Raw genomic sequence first — 19,798 nt, 5'->3', positions numbered from 1 at the left:
GGTGCCGCTGGGCCGAAAGTGAGGCGCAGGTATTGCGCAGCGAACGGACTCGTCAACTCAGGCATAGAAGCGACCGGTCAGAATCACCGCGACGCCCTGGCCGCCGCGGTGGCGCCCGTCGAAACTCGCGCGCAAGGCTCTAGCGTGGAAGGCCTATCCAAATCCGGCGGGACCGGTACGTCTATCGCGACGACGCGTCTTGTTGTGAGGCCGGTCGGACCAAGCAGACGGGGCAGAGCAGCCGGCCACTTGCTGACCCAAAGTGATCTTCAGTTAACGAACCTAAAAAGCAACGTGTGGCGCGGGCGCGCCTATTTTCGAGGGGAATTTAGAGCATGAGCAATGTCACCAGAACGGCCATGCCGGCGGCGGCCGGCCGCGCAGCAGCCAAAAAAGAACTGCCGGAGCACTTTAAGGCGTACAAGCACGTCTGGGTCTTCGTCGAGCTGGAGCGTGGCCAGGTGCATCCGGTTTCCTGGGAGCTCATGGGTGCGGGCCGCAGGCTTGCCGATAGGCTAAAGGTGAACCTTGCCGCTGTCGTTATCGGTCCGGAGGGGCAGCACACACGTAACGCCGCGCTTGACGCATTTTGCTATGGCGCCGATCTGGCTTATCTCGTGAGCGACAATGTTTTGTCGGATTACCGCAACGAATCCTATACCAAAGCGCTAACCGAACTCGTCAACACCTACAAACCCGAAATCCTACTGTTGGGGGCGACGACCCTCGGTCGCGATCTCGCAGGTTCCGTGGCGACGACCCTGTCGACGGGGCTCACTGCCGACTGCACCGCGCTGGAGGTCGACGCCGATGGTTCTCTTGCGGCGACGCGTCCAACCTTTGGTGGCTCGCTGCTCTGCACGATCTATACCTTGAATTATCGTCCGCAGATGGCAACCGTACGCCCGCGGGTCATGCCGATGCCTGAGCGCGTCGTACGCGATGCCGCTCGTATCATCGTCCATCCGCTCGGTATTGTCGAAGATGATATTGTAACAAAAGTATTGTCGTTCCTTCCCGACCGCGATGCAGAAACGTCCAATCTGGCCTATGCCGATGTAGTGGTTGCGGGCGGCCTAGGATTGGGATCGCCTGAGAACTTTCGGTTGGTGCGCGAGCTCGCAACTCTGCTTGGCGCTGAATATGGCTGCTCGCGTCCTCTCGTGCAAAAAGGGTGGGTTACGTCTGACCGGCAAATCGGCCAGACGGGCAAAACCATTCGGCCGAAGCTCTATATTGCCGCCGGCATTTCCGGCGCGATCCAGCACCGGGTTGGCGTGGAGGGCGCGGATCTGATCGTCGCCGTCAATACTGACAAGAACGCTCCGATCTTCGACTTCGCCCATCTCGCGATCGTCAGTGACGCCATGCAATTGCTACCGGCGCTGACGGCCGCATTTCGTGCCCGGCTTTTGCCGAATTCGCGCGCCCGTATCGCAGTCTAGAGGAGATGATGATGATTGAAGAGAGATTCGATGCGATCGTGGTGGGCGCCGGTATGGCCGGCAACGCGGCGGCATTGACCATGGCTAAACGCGGCATGAAGGTGCTGCAGCTCGAGCGGGGCGAATATCCCGGATCGAAGAATGTGCAGGGCGCCATCCTCTACGCCGACATGATGGAGAAGCTGGTCCCCGAGTTTCGAGAGGAGGCGCCGCTCGAACGTCACCTGATCGAGCAGCGGTTCTGGATGATGGACGATCACTCCCATGTCGGCATGCATTACCGCTCGGAGGACTTCAACGAGGAACGGCCGAACCGCTACACGATTATACGCGCCCAGTTTGACAAATGGTTCTCTTCCAAGGTGCGGGAGGCTGGCGCGACCGTGCTGTGCGAGACGACCGTCACCGAGCTCGCACGGGACGAGCGTGAAAGGATCGTCGGTGTTCGTACAGATCGCGGAGACGGCGAAATACACGCCGATGTCGTCGTGCTGGCCGAAGGGGTCAATGGCCTGCTCGGGACGCGCGCGGGGCTGCGCGCGCGCCCGACACCAGATAATGTTGCGCTCGCGGTAAAGGAGATGCACTTCTTGCCTCGCGAGACTATCGAGGAACGCTTCAATCTCAAGGGCGATGAAGGCGTCGTGATTGAGGCTGCCGGTACCATTTCCCGCGGCATGACCGGAATGGGTTTCATCTATGCCAACAAAGAGTGCATTTCGCTCGGCATAGGTTGTCTCGTCGCCGACTTCCAGCGCACGGGCCAGACGCCCTACGGCCTGCTCGATCGATTCAAGAGGCATCCCTCTGTGGTGCCCCTGATAGCAGGATCCGAAGTCAAGGAATATTCGGCCCATCTCATTCCTGAAGGCGGTTATAAGTCGATCCCGCAGCTTTATGGGGAGGGCTGGGTGGTCGTGGGCGATGCGGCCCAACTCAACAATGCCGTTCATCGTGAGGGCTCCAATCTAGCGATGACTTCCGGCCGCATCGCCGCCGAAGCGATAGGTCTGGTGAAATCGCGCGGCGAGCCAATGAGTGCAACAAATCTGTCGATCTACAAGAAGATGCTGGACGATTCCTTCGTCGTCAAAGATCTAAAGAAGTACAAGGATTTGCCGCCCCTGATGCATACTCACTCACAAAACTTCTTTCTCACCTATCCGCAGCTCATCTCCAAGGCGATGCAAGACTTTGTGCGCGTCGATGGTACGCCGAAGGCTGAGAAGGAGAAGGCGACCCTGAAATCCTTTGTCAAGGCGCGGTCATGGACAGGTCTGTTCGGCGATGCTTGTCGTTTCGCCCGGGCCTGGCGCTGATCGCAACAGTGTGTGAAGTCCAACAATGGAAGATCAAAGCATGAATGTCGAACCCCCGGTGCGCGTCGAAGACAAGCTGTATTACAACCGCTATCTTGTTGACGTCGGTTACCCTCACGTCAAGGTCCGGGCGCACACGACGCCATCGCCGCAGCTACTTGCACTTTTGAAAGCCTGCCCCGCGCGGTGCTACGAGCTCAACGATGACGGCCGGGTCGAGATAACAGTTGACGGCTGCATCGAGTGCGGTACCTGCCGCGTGATCGCCGAGCCCACCGGCGACATCCAATGGAGCCATCCGCGCGGCGGATATGGAGTGCTGTTCAAGTTTGGGTGATGGTGGAACGAAGGGCCATGGTGCGACCGAGTTAAGCGACCGGATCTCACCGTATCTGTAGCGCATTCCGCGTCACATGCACGGCGCCTGGGATTCGAGCAAGACACTCTTCATGGGCACGCCAGGCAAGACATGACTTGCCGATGTCCGGCTCTTTCGGAAGCCACGAAGGACTGGTTGTGGCGTCACCGAGTGGCGTCACAACGCAGTCGATCGGATGGGAGAGGAAGGATCAGTCTCCCGCTTGAGAGGGTTGGGCCCAGCGGCCTCGATTGCGATCGCCACTGACTGCGTGATCGCGGCAAAGCGCACGGCGGTCTGGATCGCTTCGACATTGACGCCCGCGGCTCTCAGTGTTTTCTCATGTGCGTCGATGCAGGCGCCGCAGCCGTTTATGGCGGAGACCGCAAGCGACCACAGCTCGAAATCGGACTTGTCCACGCCGGGATTGCCGATCACGTTCATATGAAGCCGTGGAGGCATCATCTTGTATTCCGGGTTGGAAACAAGGTGAGCGAAGCGGTAGTAGACGTTGTTCATTGTCATCACGGAGGCAGCGGCTTTCGCTGCGGCGATCGCCACAGACGTCATCACGGCGGACGCAGCCGCTTCGATCGCGGCAATGAGGGCTGCATTGCGGGTGGCAATCGCGCTCGCCAGCAGCAACCCGTATTTTCGTTGCGGCGAAAGCGTTTCATCGGCCACCAACGAGGTCAAGTTAAGCCTGACGTCCTTCGCGAAATCGGGAATCCTGTCGCTTATTTGTTCGATCGACAACATGCCTCAAGCAACCTTCAATGTTTCGCCGCCGATTTCGCGGTTGCAGGGACAGAGCTCGTCGGTTTGCAGCGCGTCCAGAACGCGGAGCGTGTCCTTAGGGCTGCGCCCGACACTGAGGTTGGTCGCATAGACGTGCTGGATCGTGTTTTGGGGGTCAACAATAAAGGTATAACGATAGGCAACCCCTTCGGGTGAACGCACCCCAAGACCATCGACGAGCGTTCCCTTTGTGTCGGCAAACTGCCATATAGGTAGATTATGCAGATCGACGTGTGAGCGCCGCCAAGCGAGCTTGCAGAACTCGTTGTCAGTCGAACCACCCAGTACAACCGCATCGCGGTCGGCGAAATCCTTGGAAAGCCGGGCAAACTCAGCGATCTCTGTCGGGCAGACGAAGGTAAAATCCTTCGGGTAGAAGAAGATGATCTTCCATTTTTCTGGAAAGCTCGCTTCGGTCAGCGTCTCGAATGCACTCTGTCCTCGTTCCTCCTGCGCTTGAAAACCGGGCTTCACTCCTGTGATTTCGAACGGCGGCAACTGACTTCCAATTCCGAGCATGCTGTCCTCACAAATTTGCTTTCTGGAAGGTGACTTCACTGTTGAAGCAAGCTATATGCCATCCGTTCTCAGGAGTGGATTCCAGCGGCTTTGATACAGGCAAGCCCGCGCGCTTAGAGCGTCGATCGGCGAAAAATCTGTAGCCAAGCGATTCCTTGGCAGAATTCATGAAAACAGTCTTGCTTTGCGCGACCGCCTGAGATGTTCGCTTGCAAGCGTTTGGTCTGAGCCCGTTCTGCGTCCCTCAGAGCAAACTGCCTCGTCTCGCCATCAACGTGCCAAATGACTGTGGGCCTGCCGAGATCCAATGGAAATACTGAACCTGACGAAGCGTGCAGTGCGTAGCATCTGGCGCAAACAAGAGTGGCTGTATCTCCGCGACAACAGATTGCGCTAGTAAGGTCAGATGCTCCCCGTTGCCAAATAAGGTGCGAGTAATCATAGGCTACGGCGCCTCGCGCATTGAGGCGCTTGAAGGGGCGGTAGATCACCAGGCTCGAGGGTTTGCCGGATCCTGAAACGCTTGAAAGCCAACCAGGCTCGCCGTCGGCGGCGATTGGGGCTTGGACTCTACGTAGCGTCAGGTTGTACAGTCCGGAGCATACATGCGGCGAACACTCTGAAGCTTTATGGTCAAGTGAGAGACCTCAATGTCTCAAGATCTTAGGGTATGTGGCTGTGCAGGCTTGACGCGGTTTGTCGCGGATGTGAGGGCATTAACGTGAAGAATCGAATGCGAAGCAGAACGTTGCGTTGCAAGTATCAAATCCCGGTAGCTCTTCCAACGGCGATGGATCAGCCCAATTTCGATCCCGATGTGCCTCATTCGACCTTGCCCGGGAGAGTACGCGAACGCCGTTGCTCTTCGGGATGAGGCAAGTTGGCTTTCGTTTCTCTTGGACTGACGTTTTAGCGATGCCGCTCAGGGGCGGGCGCTCTGCTGCAGCAGGCAAGGTTGGGCAAGTGTGTGTAATGCGCGAGCTCGGTGCGATGGGGGTCTCTTTTGTTCAGGCATCCAACTCGTCGGCCGGCTTTTTTTGCGCTGGAGGCTCTTGTGGACGGTGCACCGGCGTGTGGCTCTGGGCGGCTATGAAGAGTTAGGTCATCAAGGGAGAACGGGCCGAGGCGGATGTGCTCCGCGCATTCCATCGCATTGACGATGATCGGAATGGGAAGGATACAGCGGACTTCCTCTTCATGCCCGTGGACGATGCCAGCGCTACGGACCTCAATCACCGCGGCCCGTTGGTCGCTGCTGCTGGTGGACCGCCGCGATCGCAACAATCCCGTAGCCAACCACTACCACTGCGCCAAGGGGCACAATGATAGCCCTGCAGCCATGCTCGCACAACGTGTGGGGGCCAACCTGCAAAACGCCTCCATACGCCAGCAGAGGAACGGCTACGATGGCGGTGTCTTCGTGCTCGACGGTGCGCGGGGCTGGCCAGGCGGTTGGCGGGGAGACGACAGCCAGACCTGGACCTTAGCAATCTCGTAGTCGACCGGCAGGCACTGCAGAACCGACTGAGGGGTTGATGTCGGCTTGAACTGGTTAGCGCGCGCGGCTGGTTGAACTGCGACGTCTGGCCATTGAAGGTCCGCAATCGGCCGTTCGCGAGGCGTCACGTGGCACAGAGCGTCGGAGCGAACGCCAGAGCTAAGGCTGTTTTTGGAGGTGGTGGAAGAGTTTGATTGGCGATGTCGGAGACGACGTGCTCGACAGTCTGACTGTCGTCGGTCCGGTATCGTCGTCGCCAAATAACCGCAGCTGGGGCTGAAGGCCCCGCTGCGCGCGACGCGCGTTGAAATATCGCGCCACCAACTGCTCCAAGGATTGACGATCGCAAGGCAGCAGCGTGCCAACGCCCGCGGTGAAGGTTCGCCACTCGGCAAGGCATTGTTTCGGAACGGCTGTCAGGACTGGTACGCCTCGGGTGATCGCGTCAACGAATTCGGCGCGCAGGCCGCGGCCGGCTGCTTCTTGTTTGGCGAATTTGTTGATCACGAGAAGATCGATCTCGTTGCGAAGTGCCTGGGAAACGACAGCTGCGGCCTTGGCAAGCCCATTTGTATCGAGATTACAGGACATAGCTCCGCTGCCGAGTGGCTGAGAAATCGAGATCTCTTGTCCCGTCGCAACGTCGATTGCGAGCATGACATGCGTGCCATTTGCGCACCTCGAGTTTCGCTGCACGATGCCGCCGATGCGTACGCCTTGCTGCGCGATATCCCGAGCGAAATCGGCCAGTAGCCTATCGACATCATCTTTTGGACGGTAGAGAATAGCCCCCACACTATTCGGATCTATCTCATCCAGATTATCGATCACGGCGGGGTTCCTGTTGATGTGTTTCTCGTATCGGGGCATAGCTGTCGAACGCTCTCATGCTGATCATGGCACGCGTTGCAAGCACCGCTCGGCAGCCCCGAGCGGAACGGCGCGCGCGACCTCCGCAAAAACGTCCGCTCCATTGCTGAGCCGTAGCGCATCAAAGGAGCGGCGCGTGATGCGCGCCAAAAGCGGCACGCCAGAACGGCCAGTTTCAAGAGCCAGAACCAAGGTGACCTCCGCCTCGTCGAACGGCAGAGAGGCTTTGATGCGTGCCGGAAATACATTGAGGATAGAGCTTGCACGTGGAGGTTCGCACGCGATGCTGACATCGCTGGCTGCGATGCGCAGCCGCAGCTGCGCGCCCGGTCTAAGCGGCACTCCAGGTATCAGAAGGCGTGCCCCGTTGAGGCGGAGCGTGATCAGCCCATAGCGTCCGTCATAGCCGCCGACCAAGGTATCAAGACAGACTGCCGCTTCGCCGCGCCTGGCAAGCGCCGGATCGCTCTGAACGACATTGAGCGGCCCGGCCGCACTCACGAAGCCATCTTTCATCATGACAAGATGATCGGCAAAGCGCTCGATATCAGCGAGATCATGACTGATGTAGATCATCGGCAATGGGAGCTTTTCCCGCATGCGCTCGAGAAATGGCAGGATCTCGCATTTGGCGGAGCGGTCGAGCACAATGAGTGGATCGTCCAGCAGAAGTAGCCGAGGCTGGCCTAACAGCGCGCTGCCAAGGGCAAGTCGCTGTCGCTCGGCCACGGAAAGATGTGATGGGGAGCGCTCGAGCAGTGGCGCCAAGGCGAGCAATTCGACCACACCATCAAAATCGATCAGTGTCGGTGTCGATTTTGACGCCTTATATAGGAGGGTGCGCCGTACAGACCAATGAGAAGGAAGAATTGATAGCTGGAATACATATGCGACGGGACGCAGATGAGGCGGTCGAAACGTCGTCTCATCCTGCCAAATCTCTCCATCGACCGCACAAAATCCGCTGGGCAGACGCTGCACGCCAGCGATGCAGCGCGCGAGTGTGGTCTTGCCGCACCCGGGCGGACCAAAAATCGCTGTGACGCCTTTGGCGGGTAGCCTGAATTGCGCATCAAGCGGGATATTTGCGAGAGGGTCATTGAACGCAACCTCAATATAGCCCGTTTTTGCTTCTCTCATGAACCTGCGCCTGTGCTGTATCGTCCTATCCAAGTTACGAACACAATCGCTGCAATGCAGATGATGGCCATGCCTCCGACAATCCAGTCTGTGCCGCTCAAGAACGGCGTCTCTGCTCGCGTGAGGGTATAAGGTGCGGCGGCGGACTGCAGATCGGTGTTAAGACCAGAGGCTTGTTGAGTATCCCCGCGCCGCGCGGATCTTGACAATCGGACGCTGCCCAGTGCGCTTGCCAATGAGAGGCAAAGCGCCTGTCCAGCAGCGCGAGGTTCTGAGCCTGCTCCTCCGGGCGGAGGGCTTCTGCTGAATGTCCAAATGGCGCGGCTTGAGAGGTTTGACGGTAAACATGTCGGCTCACGCCAGAGCTGAATACTGGCTCGCAGCCGGAAATTTGCATCGAGGATCCCACAGCTTTGGTAGCCGATTTGAAGTTTGCGCCGGTAGCCATGGTCATGGCCTCTGCATTCTCGGGTGCGAGCAGCGTCAAAGCCAGATCGATCAGGATGAATCGGATAAGCCTCATTGGAACTCCGGCTCCGCCGCGGCCGCTTCCTTCGCGGCAACTGGGTCATCGTTACCCAGCAATCCGCGTGCCGTTTCAAGGAATATCTGCGCGTCTAGCGGCAAGGGGGGCTTTGTAACGGTTTCCACCGGACGTCTTAAATCGCCGCATCTTATTGTAGGGGTTTGTACGCTCGCGTCACCAACCGCACATGCAGGATCTAGGAGATGGAAACTGAGGAGATCCATCCCCTCTTGCATTGGAGATGGTGCTTTGGCGAACACGCGGCCGTAAAACTCGTCAATGATGCACAAATCCATGCCATCCGATTTGGCGAACCTTCCGATGTGCGCGCAGGAGAAGGTCGGCTGCCGGGCGCTTGGAAAAAAGGGCTGATCTGAGGTGATATGCTGTGCCCTCGAGCTAGGGAAGAGCGTCTTCCTCGCAGCACCGGTTGCTGGCGCATTTCAGGGCGCACGGGCCTTTCGTTGCAACGCGAGGTGACCCAGGATTGAGCTGCCCAAGATGGATAATTTGACAGGCCCCTAAGGAATTCTTGCGTCACCGACGAACGGGTTGGGGCTCGAGGCTCGCAATGTGGGTCTGCTGAATGCTCCAGCTTGGACCGCGATATCGCCTGATTTCGCTGCGGCAGCGCTATCTTCCTCGCTAATCACAACAAGCGTGTCCGCTATCGTGAAGGCCTATTTGTCTAAGGAGCGCTTTGGGGTTGCAACGGTCCGGGTGGGCAGTATCCGGGTAATCGACCTTTGGCAGCTGGCCGGTGAGCGAATTCAGAAAGGCGACAATCTCGTCAGCTTCTTCATCGCTGAGCTTCGCGCCAGGCTGAACCTCACTCATCACGTCAACCGCTTGCTTAAGACTCCAAACCTGACCAGAATGGAAGTAGGGGAGACGCAATGCGACGTTGCGCAACGGCGCCGAGCGGAAAACATACTCGTCGCCAAGATCCTTGGTTGCGGCAAAACGACCCTTATCCTCCCTCTGAAGCAAGCTTTCGGCTGGCCTTTCAATCATGCCGAACGGGAAGTAGTCCTGTCGACCGACGTTGATTCCGTTGTGGCAAGAGGAGCATCCCTTTTCGTAGCTTCAGCCCGGCTTTTGCTGTTCAGTGAGAGCATATCCGTCTCCATCGCCGATAGCCTCGGATCGAAAAACAAGGATTTGCGAAGTGTGACCTTTTCATGGGTTATAGGATTGTCCTTCATCGCTGGAACGATTGAGGGAATCGACTTGAAAATCCGCTTGGCGGCGCTCATCAAATCCTCATCGGCGCCTGCTGCTGGCGAAACCAGAATGGCTGCGGCCACAACACTTAAGCTGCGGGCCAAGGAAAGCTCGCGTACCGACAGTTTCCTCATGTGAAGTCTCGCTTTCTGTCCTAGTGGAATCGTGAACATAGCGCGCGTCCGCGTCCGTCCGCAGAAAGACCTGCAGCAGTCAACGACAAATGGTGTCTTCCGAGTTCCGGCTAGGCTGAACCCAGGCTTACGCGCTGCCGGTGTTAGTAGCAACCGGCATGACAGCGCGGCTCAAGGCAGAAGCTGCTGAGCTGGTTTGAAGCAATTGCGCACCGTGAACAGCAGCAGGCGGTTTGAGGCTGTCGAATCGACGGTACGTGACGGTTGCCGCAATCACCATCCAGCTACGGTATCGTGACCTGTCGGTCCAAACCTCTGTGCTTCTCGGAAACCCATCGTACCGATCTCTTTGACTCTGCACGTCAAGGCCTGATTCGGACGCGAACAAAGCGAGCTGCGTCGACGCAGCTTGTCGCCGATCGTCTCGATGCGTGCCCTTTTCGCCTTCAAACCCTACACTAGGCCAAGCGTCATCCACCAACATCGGTGACCTTCCTACCCGGGGCAGCCGGTCAGGCCTGCAGTTGTCGGGAGTTCGTCTTACTGCCCTACTGGGTATGCCCGTCTCAGAACGTATTCACACATGCCGGACGCTCAAAGTGCTTGAATCGACCGTAGCGTCAGGTTGTAGGCATTGCGTAGCAGAACACCATATTGGGAGCCAGTCGCCACACAAGCGCTAAACGGCCAATCTCCGTTGTATCTCGCTCTTCGCAATGAGCGTGTTGCGCGTTGCGGGAAGATGATTCGAGAGGCCGTCATCATTGCGGCTACCCCGCAACAGCGACAGTGGCTCCCGAGGCGCCCATCCGGTAAACAGAGTACGCTCGCGGGGCGAAGAATAATAGTGAAGGATATGCGGCTTAAGACAGGTTTGGTGAATCGAGAGCGGGGAATGAGCTGGATTTGCAACGCGCACCGCTGTGCAGCCGCCCTAGCTGCGATCGTGATCGCGATCGCAGCCACGTGGTGCACAGGACACGCTCGTGCGCGGGATCGGCGGGCCGAGGAAGTCTTCACGTCGTGCAGACCAGACGTGAAGCGCTTCTGTGACCACTTTACAGGGCGTAGCGATGTGGACGTAGCCATGTTTTGTCTTAGGGACAACTTCAAGAACTTGCGCGGCGAATGCCGCCGCATGATGCCAACCGCGGCGGAGAGAAGCGACGGACCGAGACGACGTCTCAACAGGCTTCCGATCGTCCTCCATCGAGAGTGAAGCGTCCGAGCAGCAGTTGCAGAAATCGAGCGACAGTGAGGTGTTCAGACTGACGGCGCCGGAATTTGGCCAGCTTGGTGGCCGAAAGTCGATCGCGCTGGAAGCTGCTGAGCGCAGTTCATCTATCAGGGGGACTGAGCTCCGTGCATCGACTGGCCTCGATCACCGATCAATAGTGCGCCGACGCGTGTTACGAGGTTGTAATGCGCTCTGAACTTCTATTTCGTACTGCAGCAGTTGCGCTTTATTCAGCGCTGCAGTCATTCGCCGACTTTGAGGCCGTCGTGAGATTGCCATCGGCTCACTGTAACTGGTCGGAAGGACAATCTGCGCAAACTGTGGTGGTTACGGCCGGACATCTGCAGGAATCCGTGCTGCCCATCAATCTAGGGCGTTGTGGTCAGCAACCAGGTATTTTCCGTCAGGTGGCTAAATCGCTATAACTGGCAAAAGATCGCCGGAATGTTAGCGTTGGACGTTTGTTCCGTCGCGGTCTTCCTCAGATTTCTCAGCTGGGGACTAGCTTGGTCTCGAGTGCCGGGCTCAAGGTACAGATTGAGCTAGGAAATCTCTTTTTTTAGCCGCCCATCGGCTTCTCGAAGGAACCGCTTGATGCCATTGCGGCGTTCTCGATGGGCGCTTCAGGGGAGTCGCTTCGCCCGATCGTGGTGCTCTTGGCCGAATACACTTTAGGGCTCAAGGTCAAAGGAAACGCCGTCGACAAGAGCCGTTCAAAGGCAGAAAGCTGTTCAAGCAGACGCTTCTCGACGGCCTTGCGCTCCGTGCCAGGTAGGTCCCTTTTAAGGAATCGACGGCAGCGCCAGATTTCGTTCCGCAGCCATCTAATCTCACTCAATGTATCATCAATTGAAGTCATCACAGATATAGTTCACTTCGTCCCTGGAGCATCAATTATGGTGATCGTCATCGAGCGGCCATTCCTTGGCCCCGCATTCCTGCCGAACAACCGCATCCGAGGACTTGCGACTTCACGCCCGTCTTTCGGCGAGCAGTTCGATGTATGCCACTCTTATCATCGATATCACCCTACACCGCGCGCGCGACGAGAATTCGAGGCAGATCCTCGCGTTTTCACGGCGCTGCGATCGTGTGCCTTGCACAATTCCTGCGCTCCACAGGATTGATTGGTGCGCGAAGAAACACCGAGAACCGGAGCAGTTAAATTCATGTACGACACGCACACGGCTCAAGCAGGAACTATTAACGCATAACGCATGTCCCCATGGTCGATGGCGGTGGAACTTGCAAGGGCTTGACGGCTTCGTTGCCTGTTGAGTCGCTGGGCGCGGCCTGACTTGGGCCACAGCTCGCGAGTCGGACCGTAGCGATGTCGAGCTCTAGCGGCCCAAGCGGCGTAAAGCGGCGGCGTCTTCTTGCGAACGCCTCTTCTCTGATGCTGGTCAGTCCCGCGGTGGTACCCGGCATTCGCAATCGCTTACCCGATGAATAAATTATGAGCGAGGTGGACCACATCAACAACATGAGAAAGCCATGGGGACGATTGTTCTAGGAAGACGAGCCAGCCTGGCTGCGATCCCCGACAGGCGCCATCCAATGAAACAGACGCATGCGTCGGGATTGGGATCTTGGCAATCTGATGCAAATGTCGGCTAGACGCAGTGTCGAGCCAAATGAGCATTCCATGGACAATCTTGCTATCGACATCCGCTGTGCACAGTCCGCCTCAGAAGACCAATTTGATAGCTTGAAACTCACGCTGCGACAGGTTGTAGGCTTGCTGATGCGTAAAAGATAAAGGCCCGCTTGGCAGGCGTTGATGGCGCATCGCAAGTGGAGACCGATGGGGACGGCGTGCCGATTGCCAGTTTTCTCGCTTGCGGGCGATGGCCAGGGAGCCATTTGCATCGTCTGCACGGGACGTCGGGCTAAGGTACACCGACCAGTTGGAGTCGCGAGATGGCCTGGATCGTGGAACGATACAGGCAGCAGAATATGGCTGACCCCAGCCGTTATCGCGTTTTTAGCGGTCCAGCGAAAGCACGCTGGGTGAACAGCCCGCGCTCGCAAGCAAATACTTCAACCGAATAGACTATTCATATCCGGCCAGAGGCGATGACCGGCAGCACTGATGGCCGCACAGAGCGCTGCGGTGAAAGCTCGGAAGGTCGTTATGTCCATTCAAACCAGCCTCACGGGGGCGCTAGGCAAAATCGATCGCGCCAGCGACATCGTTGCATTCTCAATAGTGGTGGTCACGCGCGACAAGAAACTGCGCAACGTCGACCATTCGAAAAGAAAATCAGGATCTTGATCCAGGCGGAGAATGACGTCGTCGAGCACATGCTCTCGTCATTGACGACCAGCTTGTTGCAGAACCGTATCGCGCCCTCTGACGAGCAGGTGATGCATCATTTTGGGCTAGCCTGCGAGAGAGCAGGACTGATCGCGACGGAGGAGATGGCAATACGGATATTGAAACGTGTTTCACGCGAGATCAACGAGGCGCAGTCGATGCTCGAGTTCATTGATCGCGGCGCGGATCGACTAAATTGAGCTCGGCATACAGAAATTCTTCGCACCAGTGCAGATGCAGCTGTTCGATCATTCAGTCGAACGCGTACGGGTCAAGTGCCGTCTCATCAGCGCTTGCCCGTCGAGATCTGCGACGGTGAGCCGAGGGGGGAGGGCCGGTCTTTATGGCCATGTCAATGGCTGGGAACTCGCAACGGAGAAATTGAGCGAGCCCGTGTTCTTAACATCGCATGCACGCCGCGTCTCGTAGAAGGCCGAGCGGCATTAGGCGCGATGGGCTGCAAGCTTTTTAGCTCAGCTATTTAGCATAAGCGTTTGAACGCAGGGGGAAGTGGGGCCGCCTCCGCAAGCGACAGAAAAGTTGCCAGCCTAAGCGTCCCGCTGCCAGGGTGCCGGCATCCGGCACCAGTCGACCCAGCTCGATGTAATTCATCTGCGTCGCGCTGAGCCTAAGGTCGGGTAATTGATGGGAGCCGTCCAATTTCGTCGCTCCGCAGTCTGTCAGCTTATCGACAGCTGGCTCTCGTATCATGAACATCGCTAATCGCTGGCAGAGCCGGCTCAAAGGGCTAGATCTGGCAGGGGCCACCGGGATAGACTCCAATATCAACTGATCCACGAGCGAGACTTCGCCTGGGTTCGCTGCCCCGTCTGAAGTTACTCGGTAGCACTCGCCAGCGTATTCGCGCCAGCGGTGCGTGACGGCCCCGCTGTGTGATCGCACCTCATTGCAGTTAGCCGGTGGAGCGTTCTCCATGGCCGGTAACCAGTTCTAAGATGCGCCGCCCCGGCGCGTTTGCTTCATTTTGCTACCGAAGAGACGACATCGATGAATGCAGAACAGCTCGGCGCTGGTACTCCTTCCGCAACGTCCGATTCGGAAAGCTCCGAACCGGGCTCTCCGGCCGCATCGCAATGGGGAGAGGCCTTAATGGACGTTCAGGCGTCCGCTGCCGAGGCGGCTGCCTCGCAGGACGAGATGTTGACGGACTGGGCTGCCGAAAACGGGCAGGGGCAACATGAGGATCGGCAACAGGCGGTAACGAGGGCTTGGCGGGGCGCGGGCGATCTCAATGAGCCGTTAGATCTGTCGTCTCTGTCCCTGACCGCCTTGTCGGCGTCCATTCCGGCCGGGTTGCGCCGCCTGAATGTCGACGATAATCAGCTTAACAGCTTGCCCGAGACCCTTCCGGCGAGCCTCCAACGGCTCTACGCCAGCAATAATCGGCTGACCAGCCTACCCGAGCTTCCACCTGGGCTGCGGCGGCTCTATGCCATCAGCAATGGGCTGACGCGCCTGCCCGCAGAGCTGCCGCCGGGATTGCGGCGGCTGAATGTCGACAACAATCAGCTGACCAGCTTGCCCGAACGCCTTCCAGCAACGCTTCAGGAGTTGGACGTCAGCGGCAACCGCCTGACCCACCTGCCCGGGCTTCCAGCCGGGCTCCAGCGTCTGAACGTCGACTACAATCAGCTGACGGACCTGCCCGAGCCTCTTCCGGCCGAGCTCGAATGGCTCAGCGCCAGCCACAACTGGCTGACCAGCCTGCCTGAGACGGTCCCGCCCGAGCTGCTGTGGCTCGGCGCCAGCAACAACCAGCTGACCAGTGTGCCCGAGACCCTGCTGACGCAGCTAAGTCGTGACTCGAGCGTTGATCTGGAGAATAATCCGCTCGCCGATTGGGTGCAGGCCGGCCTTGCAACAGCGATGCATGCCGGACACTATGCCGGCCCGCAGGTTTTCTTCTCGACGACGGACGGAGCGGTGGAAATTCAGCCGCGGTCCCTGCAAGAGGTTGCCGCGGACTGGCTCGAGGACGAGCCCATGGCAATGGCCACTTGGCAGCACTTCGGCCATGAAGCGGGGGCCGCGGACTATGCACGCTTCCTCGACAGGCTCCGTGGCACCGTGAACTATGGCAACGAGGCGTTCCGCCAGGCGGTCGCCGAAGATTTGCGGCAGGCAGCCGTCAGGCCGCGTTTGCGCGAGCAATATTTCGAGTTGGCTTCGGGAGCGAACGCGAGCTGCGAGGATCGCATTACTTTGGCCTGGAACGGCATGCAGACCGCACGCCTGAACGCTGATGTCGAGGACGGCGTCTATGACGGGAGACTGGGCGAACTGCTCCAGCACGGCCGCGTCATGTTTCGCTTGGAAGCGCTAGACGAAATCGCGCGCGAGAGGGTCAACTCGCTTCGTCGTGCCGATCCCGACGCGGACGTCGATGAAATCGAGGTCTACCTTGCCTACCAGACCCAGCTGCGCGACCCGCTCGAGCTGCGGCACATGGCTCCCGACATGCGCTTCATGAACGTCTCTCACGTGACCGAGGACGATGTGGCCAGCGCTGGGGCATCGGTGCGGAATCAGGAAGCGGCGGAATTTGCCGATTATCTGGCAACGCGCTGGCAACCGTGGGAAAGCGTGACGAGGCGCATCGCGCCCGAAGATTATGCTGCCATGCAGGAGCGGCTCGTCGACGCTATGGGCGAAGAGTTTCAAACCCGTCTGAGTCTCCAACTGGCCGAGGAAGGTTTGACAGGCAATGCCGATGCCGAGCGGGTGCTCGGCGCCCAGATCCGAAACGAGATCGCCCGCGAGATCAAAAGCGCGGTCATGCACCAGGTGCTCGGGAAGCTCGGCCTTGATCTATGAGCGTCCTCTGATGGAAGGGCCTGTCGATCCGCCTAGCCGCTCACAAGGTGAAGACAGTCATCGATCCTTTCGAGGACGGGCGTGTCTGCATGCGCTATTCGGCGAATGAGCTGCCGTCACTGCCGGTCGCGTGATCGGTGCGGACGATCACGGTAAAGATGGGCAATCCACTGCAGATTCGTACGCCGCAATTCATGCGTTCGCGTCCCGTTGAGCACGCTATTGAAGACTGCTCATAGCCGGACGAATAGCTGGCAAGCAGATCGGAATCTCAAGTAGCCCTTGTGGAACGTAGGCTGTCGATATCCGTGCCTCGAGATCGATAGGCCTTTTGCAGCATCACACTCGAATCCAGATCGCGAAACATGCTGTAGTTCCGTCGGATCCATTGATGCAGCTCGGTGGACCAGTCCTTCTCGTTGCGCAGATATCCAGTGAAGGAAAAGCTAAGCCGGTCTATATATCTCTTGAGGAACAGCGGAAGCGCGGGAATCCGAAGCACCCGCTCGCCATCCATCGCTTCAGGTAATTCGCCGCGCAGCACGAATTCATTGTGGACGGTGACCAGCGACGCCGGCGGAATTCGCCGCCGCAGCATTTCATAACCGCGAAACGAGATGCGGTCAGCGCCCGCGACGAAGAGGATGATAGGGGCGACATAGCAGCGCGCCGTCTCCTTCATGAAGCCGATCTCATCGCACATCTTAAAGAATTCGTCGAAGGCGTGAAAGCCGAGATCGATTACCTTGGGTACCCGATCGTGGATGACAAGGGGGTCCATCAGCTGCATCTTGCCGTAAGTGTCGATCACATCCGCGGTCTCCGTGATATTGGGGAGGTAGTCGAGCAACGACGGCTCTTTCAAGTTGACATCAAACGACAGCGTTGTGCCGTTTTTCAGCAACAAGAACTCGCTCATGGCCCGAGCGATGAGAGTTTTACCGACCTGCGGGCTAGGAGAGCAGATGATGTAGATGGGGGTCGCTAACATAGCCAGCAGATCAATTTTGTTTCGTACGTGGGCCCGACCTGAGCTCGCCGAATAAGCGACTACTTCTCGCCGGCCCGGGTTGCGGACTTGGCGCCGGCCAATTCCGTCAAGTTGATGCGATCAAACTCGCTCCAGACGTTTGCCAGCCAGTGCCGTACATAGCCGCGCAGCACGAAAGAGTTGTTCGCGGGTTCATCGTTCCGCCCCTTGTTTGCGACGAAGTCTATGAATGGGACGGATGCGACTTCCACCTGCTCATAAGCCATCTCGTTAAGCTTCGGTATGACCAACTCAGTCGCATGTTTGATGCGGTGAAAGTAGGAATTATAGGTCGCTTGATCCCACTGGAAGAATTGAGTGTCGTTGATGAAGTTCTTGACCAGATAGTACTTTGCGCCGCTCATGAAGGTCGCGGTTTCCGCGATCTCGTCTAGCGAAGCGATGGATGATCCCAGGATATGAAACACGGCAAACGTGATCTGGCCAGACCGCGCCGAGTCCAGAAATCCGATGTCGCGCAAGGAAGCCAACGCAGAGGACAGTAATCCTGCGCGAGCATCGATCACAGTGACGGACAGCCCTGAGTTCAGGGTATCGAAGATCTTCATCTGGTCAGCCGTCGTCGTCATGTCGACGATCTCGGTGATCTCGGGATAAAAGCGCTTCAGCGTTCCCCGCGGCGACTCCGTGTCGAATGCGCGTATTTGCACGTTGTTGACGCTGAAGTAGTCCAGTAGCGTTCGTGATACGGTCGTCTTGCCGACTCCTCCCTTGTCCGCGCCGACCACAATTACAACTGGCTTCACCATGGAAATCTCCTGAGATACTCGCTATTGCCGCGCGCAAAGTGCGCAACCGGCGCGTCTCTGCTTTGGGTGCGAACATGGCAGAAAGAAGGGGCAATGAACCTTCGATGCGAGAGCTCTGCAACTGATGAACTTTTTCAACATCAAGTAAGTGACGTCGTTGGATCGCAACGACGATGCAGGCTGAGATTGGGGAGTAAATCACTTGTGCTGGTGATCTACGTGAGGATTGTGGGCAACTGGAAATGCACCACCACGAATCAACTGTCTGTCTGTGGTGGTCGTTGCGATTGCCATAGGTTATCCATCGGTGCCGCTATCTAGATTGCATGAAGCGACCGAATCTTACGTAGCGTCAGACTGCGAGCTCGGTGGAAACGCAATGAAGGCGGTGCTACGCGGTTCGGCTGTGGCTTGGCAGATCAAAGGTGTGCTGGATCAGATCGTCTTTTCGGCAGATAGCGAAGTGGCTCGTCAATTACCGAGGGATGCCCCCCGAACGACGAGCTCTCACTCGGCTGAAGAATATCGAGATATGCGGGCGCTGAAGCGGGCTGGTGACGCAAATAGCAAGCATGCATCTGCTCGCGCCAAGGCGAGGTTAACGTGTCATGGAGAACAAGATCGAAGGGTGAGCGGGGGCGCGGCCGACGGCTCAACATCGGTGGCGAAGCGATATCGAGGACGCTCCGTCAAAAGAAGCCGGCGTCGAGCGACCGGAACCGGTGATCTTTGTCTTGGCGCAGATTTCGGCGATGACGCTGCGTGGTGCGGGTTCAGAAGAACCTTTAGGGAATGAACGATGGGCTGGCGCATGTGCGCTCTCGCTCAGCGGATGAGTGACGCTGTATCGTCGAGGTGCTTTCATCTCATCCAGCAAACTCAAGACTTTGAGATATCAACCACTGGCGGCTTGGAAATGAGCGAGTACGGCGGGATTGCCATCGAAGATTGACCCGGAGGAAGAATTCGATGGCGCCGAATTCTTAGTAGAGACTATGTCCTTTGAAACGTTTGATTATCAGTTCAGTACGAGCCATTGTTCGTGGGTCGTCTCATTCATCCGTCGCGGATACACTTGGCGTGTGGTTGGGTTACTGATCCTGGTTATACATGTCGGCTTGATTGTACGAACGATGTCGCTTCGCAGGGAATTTAAGTCTTGAGCCTCCACGGCGGCTGATAATCGGCTAGCTGTCGGTAAGCTGACAGACAGGCACCGAGAAACTGCGATCCGCTCTTGTTCGTTGACTACCTCTAACGGTACGGTGCGTGCCGGCCATCCGCTTGCAGTTGTGGGTCGGCATTGCCGTTCTGCCTCGTCCCTTCAAGGGCGAGCGACAGCTTGAGATTGTTGCTCAACATCGGATTTTCTGGGTCAGTTGCCAGGGCTTGGCGGTATAGCGTTTGCGCCTCGTGATGGCGGCCCTCGTGATCGAGCACAACACCTTTGGCGTTCAGTGCGCGCACGTCGCCGGGTGCTGCAAGCAAGATGTTGTCGAGCACTTCAAGCGCCTCATCAGGGCTTTCACGCATCAGCAGGCCCCGCGCAAGAGGAATCGCCGCATCGACATTGTCCGGTCGTTGCTTCAGCGCATCGCGCAAAGCCTTCTCGTCAGCATCGCGACCGAGGGCGTGAGAAATGCGCTCGCGCATAGCTGGATCGACCTCCTTGGCCCTAACCAGCTCTGCCGGAGACGTCGGCTGCTGTGAAAGACCCGACGTGTGCGAGTTAGCGCAACCCGCGAGCAGCACAATGGCAAGCATGGGGAGAAAGGCCG

16 protein-coding genes are annotated in these 19,798 nt (G+C 57.8%); 8 read left to right on the top strand and 8 right to left on the bottom strand.

Annotated features, from left to right (window positions below):
• The first annotated feature begins 335 nt into the window (after nucleotides 1–335).
• Genes CV770_RS07315 through CV770_RS07305 form a run of 3 tightly spaced genes read left to right on the top strand, consistent with a single transcriptional unit; the run spans nucleotide 336 to nucleotide 3,101 of the window.
• Nucleotides 336–1,445 carry an electron transfer flavoprotein subunit alpha/FixB family protein gene (locus CV770_RS07315; RefSeq protein WP_104461826.1) on the top strand — a complete coding sequence of 370 codons (1,110 nt, stop codon included), beginning with the start codon at nucleotides 336–338 and terminating at the stop codon, nucleotides 1,443–1,445.
• A gap of 11 nt (nucleotides 1,446–1,456) precedes the next feature.
• The gene (locus CV770_RS07310) at nucleotides 1,457–2,764 is read left to right on the top strand and encodes an FAD-dependent oxidoreductase (RefSeq protein WP_104461879.1); all 1,308 of its coding nucleotides are present in this window, start codon (nucleotides 1,457–1,459) and stop codon (nucleotides 2,762–2,764) included.
• 40 nt (nucleotides 2,765–2,804) lie between these two features.
• On the top strand, nucleotides 2,805–3,101 hold the full coding sequence (locus CV770_RS07305) for a ferredoxin family protein (protein ID WP_104461878.1): 297 nt from the start codon (nucleotides 2,805–2,807) through the stop codon (nucleotides 3,099–3,101).
• A 198-nt stretch (nucleotides 3,102–3,299) separates the two neighbouring features.
• On the opposite strand, the gene ahpD is transcribed toward CV770_RS07305, so the two are convergent.
• The 5 genes from ahpD to CV770_RS41510 all read right to left on the bottom strand — a co-directional run bounded on the left by ahpD (nucleotide 3,300) and on the right by CV770_RS41510 (nucleotide 8,470).
• The gene (gene ahpD, locus CV770_RS07300; RefSeq protein ID WP_502693590.1) at nucleotides 3,300–3,878 is read right to left on the bottom strand and encodes an alkylhydroperoxidase, AhpD family; all 579 of its coding nucleotides are present in this window, start codon (nucleotides 3,876–3,878) and stop codon (nucleotides 3,300–3,302) included.
• A gap of 6 nt (nucleotides 3,879–3,884) precedes the next feature.
• On the bottom strand, nucleotides 3,885–4,439 hold the full coding sequence (locus CV770_RS07295; RefSeq protein ID WP_104461824.1) for a peroxiredoxin: 555 nt from the start codon (nucleotides 4,437–4,439) through the stop codon (nucleotides 3,885–3,887).
• Between the two features lie 1,657 nt (nucleotides 4,440–6,096).
• Entirely contained in the window at nucleotides 6,097–6,768 is a 672-nt protein-coding gene (locus CV770_RS07290; RefSeq protein ID WP_349627968.1) for a DUF2478 domain-containing protein, read from the bottom strand.
• Nucleotides 6,769–6,831: 63 nt separating this feature from the next.
• On the bottom strand, nucleotides 6,832–7,947 hold the full coding sequence (gene modC, locus CV770_RS07285) for a molybdenum ABC transporter ATP-binding protein (protein WP_104461877.1): 1,116 nt from the start codon (nucleotides 7,945–7,947) through the stop codon (nucleotides 6,832–6,834).
• Nucleotides 7,948–8,044: 97 nt separating this feature from the next.
• Nucleotides 8,045–8,470, bottom strand: a complete 426-nt coding sequence (locus CV770_RS41510; RefSeq protein ID WP_146101259.1) for a hypothetical protein — start codon at nucleotides 8,468–8,470, stop codon at nucleotides 8,045–8,047.
• Nucleotides 8,471–8,676: 206 nt separating this feature from the next.
• Here CV770_RS41510 and CV770_RS42085 point away from each other — a divergent pair, with 206 nt between their 5' ends.
• From CV770_RS42085 to CV770_RS42480, 5 genes are all read left to right on the top strand, one after another.
• Nucleotides 8,677–8,850 (top strand): hypothetical protein, encoded by a 174-nt coding sequence (locus tag CV770_RS42085; RefSeq protein WP_161499979.1) that lies wholly within the window; start codon nucleotides 8,677–8,679, stop codon nucleotides 8,848–8,850.
• Nucleotides 8,851–9,145: 295 nt separating this feature from the next.
• Nucleotides 9,146–9,835: a hypothetical protein gene (locus CV770_RS44020; RefSeq protein ID WP_349627967.1), complete on the top strand. Its 690-nt coding sequence runs from the start codon at nucleotides 9,146–9,148 to the stop codon at nucleotides 9,833–9,835.
• 3,367 nt (nucleotides 9,836–13,202) lie between these two features.
• Nucleotides 13,203–13,343, top strand: a complete 141-nt coding sequence (locus CV770_RS42485; RefSeq protein WP_201759741.1) for a hypothetical protein — start codon at nucleotides 13,203–13,205, stop codon at nucleotides 13,341–13,343.
• Nucleotides 13,340–13,585, top strand: coding sequence for a hypothetical protein (locus CV770_RS07265; RefSeq protein WP_245453693.1), 246 nt, complete (start codon nucleotides 13,340–13,342; stop codon nucleotides 13,583–13,585). Before CV770_RS42485 ends, CV770_RS07265 begins: the two co-directional genes overlap by 4 nt.
• An 808-nt stretch (nucleotides 13,586–14,393) precedes the next feature.
• Nucleotides 14,394–16,220, top strand: coding sequence for an NEL-type E3 ubiquitin ligase domain-containing protein (locus CV770_RS42480; RefSeq protein WP_146101258.1), 1,827 nt, complete (start codon nucleotides 14,394–14,396; stop codon nucleotides 16,218–16,220).
• A gap of 271 nt (nucleotides 16,221–16,491) precedes the next feature.
• On the opposite strand, the gene CV770_RS07255 is transcribed toward CV770_RS42480, so the two are convergent.
• The 3 genes from CV770_RS07255 to CV770_RS07245 all read right to left on the bottom strand — a co-directional run bounded on the left by CV770_RS07255 (nucleotide 16,492) and on the right by CV770_RS07245 (nucleotide 19,673).
• A complete protein-coding gene (locus CV770_RS07255; protein WP_104461822.1) occupies nucleotides 16,492–17,211 on the bottom strand; it encodes a hypothetical protein in 720 nt (239 codons plus the stop codon).
• Nucleotides 17,212–17,270: 59 nt separating this feature from the next.
• Nucleotides 17,271–18,020 carry a P-loop NTPase family protein gene (locus CV770_RS07250; protein WP_091956594.1) on the bottom strand — a complete coding sequence of 250 codons (750 nt, stop codon included), beginning with the start codon at nucleotides 18,018–18,020 and terminating at the stop codon, nucleotides 17,271–17,273.
• 1,254 nt (nucleotides 18,021–19,274) lie between these two features.
• A complete protein-coding gene (locus tag CV770_RS07245; protein ID WP_245453692.1) occupies nucleotides 19,275–19,673 on the bottom strand; it encodes a tetratricopeptide repeat protein in 399 nt (132 codons plus the stop codon).
• Nucleotides 19,674–19,798: the final 125 nt, after the last annotated feature.

The sequence above is a fragment of the Bradyrhizobium sp. AC87j1 genome, assembly GCF_002936975.1.
GTDB classification, from domain to species: domain Bacteria; phylum Pseudomonadota; class Alphaproteobacteria; order Rhizobiales; family Xanthobacteraceae; genus Bradyrhizobium; species Bradyrhizobium shewense.
Note: the sequence above shows the minus strand (reverse complement) of the source record. Positions and strands in the feature narration are given on the sequence as shown.

Coding starts and splice junctions, on each gene's coding strand:
- modC (WP_104461877.1), bottom strand. CDS start 7,947: ATGAGAGAAGCAAAAACGGGCTATATTGAGGTTGCGTTCAATGACCCT.
- CV770_RS42485 (WP_201759741.1), top strand. CDS start 13,203: ATGTCCATTCAAACCAGCCTCACGGGGGCGCTAGGCAAAATCGATCGC.
- CV770_RS07250 (WP_091956594.1), bottom strand. CDS start 18,020: ATGGTGAAGCCAGTTGTAATTGTGGTCGGCGCGGACAAGGGAGGAGTC.
- CV770_RS42085 (WP_161499979.1), top strand. CDS start 8,677: ATGGAAACTGAGGAGATCCATCCCCTCTTGCATTGGAGATGGTGCTTT.
- CV770_RS42480 (WP_146101258.1), top strand. CDS start 14,394: ATGAATGCAGAACAGCTCGGCGCTGGTACTCCTTCCGCAACGTCCGAT.
- CV770_RS07310 (WP_104461879.1), top strand. CDS start 1,457: ATGATTGAAGAGAGATTCGATGCGATCGTGGTGGGCGCCGGTATGGCC.
- CV770_RS07305 (WP_104461878.1), top strand. CDS start 2,805: ATGAATGTCGAACCCCCGGTGCGCGTCGAAGACAAGCTGTATTACAAC.
- CV770_RS07295 (WP_104461824.1), bottom strand. CDS start 4,439: ATGCTCGGAATTGGAAGTCAGTTGCCGCCGTTCGAAATCACAGGAGTG.
- CV770_RS07245 (WP_245453692.1), bottom strand. CDS start 19,673: ATGCGCGAGCGCATTTCTCACGCCCTCGGTCGCGATGCTGACGAGAAG.
- CV770_RS41510 (WP_146101259.1), bottom strand. CDS start 8,470: ATGAGGCTTATCCGATTCATCCTGATCGATCTGGCTTTGACGCTGCTC.
- CV770_RS07255 (WP_104461822.1), bottom strand. CDS start 17,211: ATGTTAGCGACCCCCATCTACATCATCTGCTCTCCTAGCCCGCAGGTC.
- CV770_RS07315 (WP_104461826.1), top strand. CDS start 336: ATGAGCAATGTCACCAGAACGGCCATGCCGGCGGCGGCCGGCCGCGCA.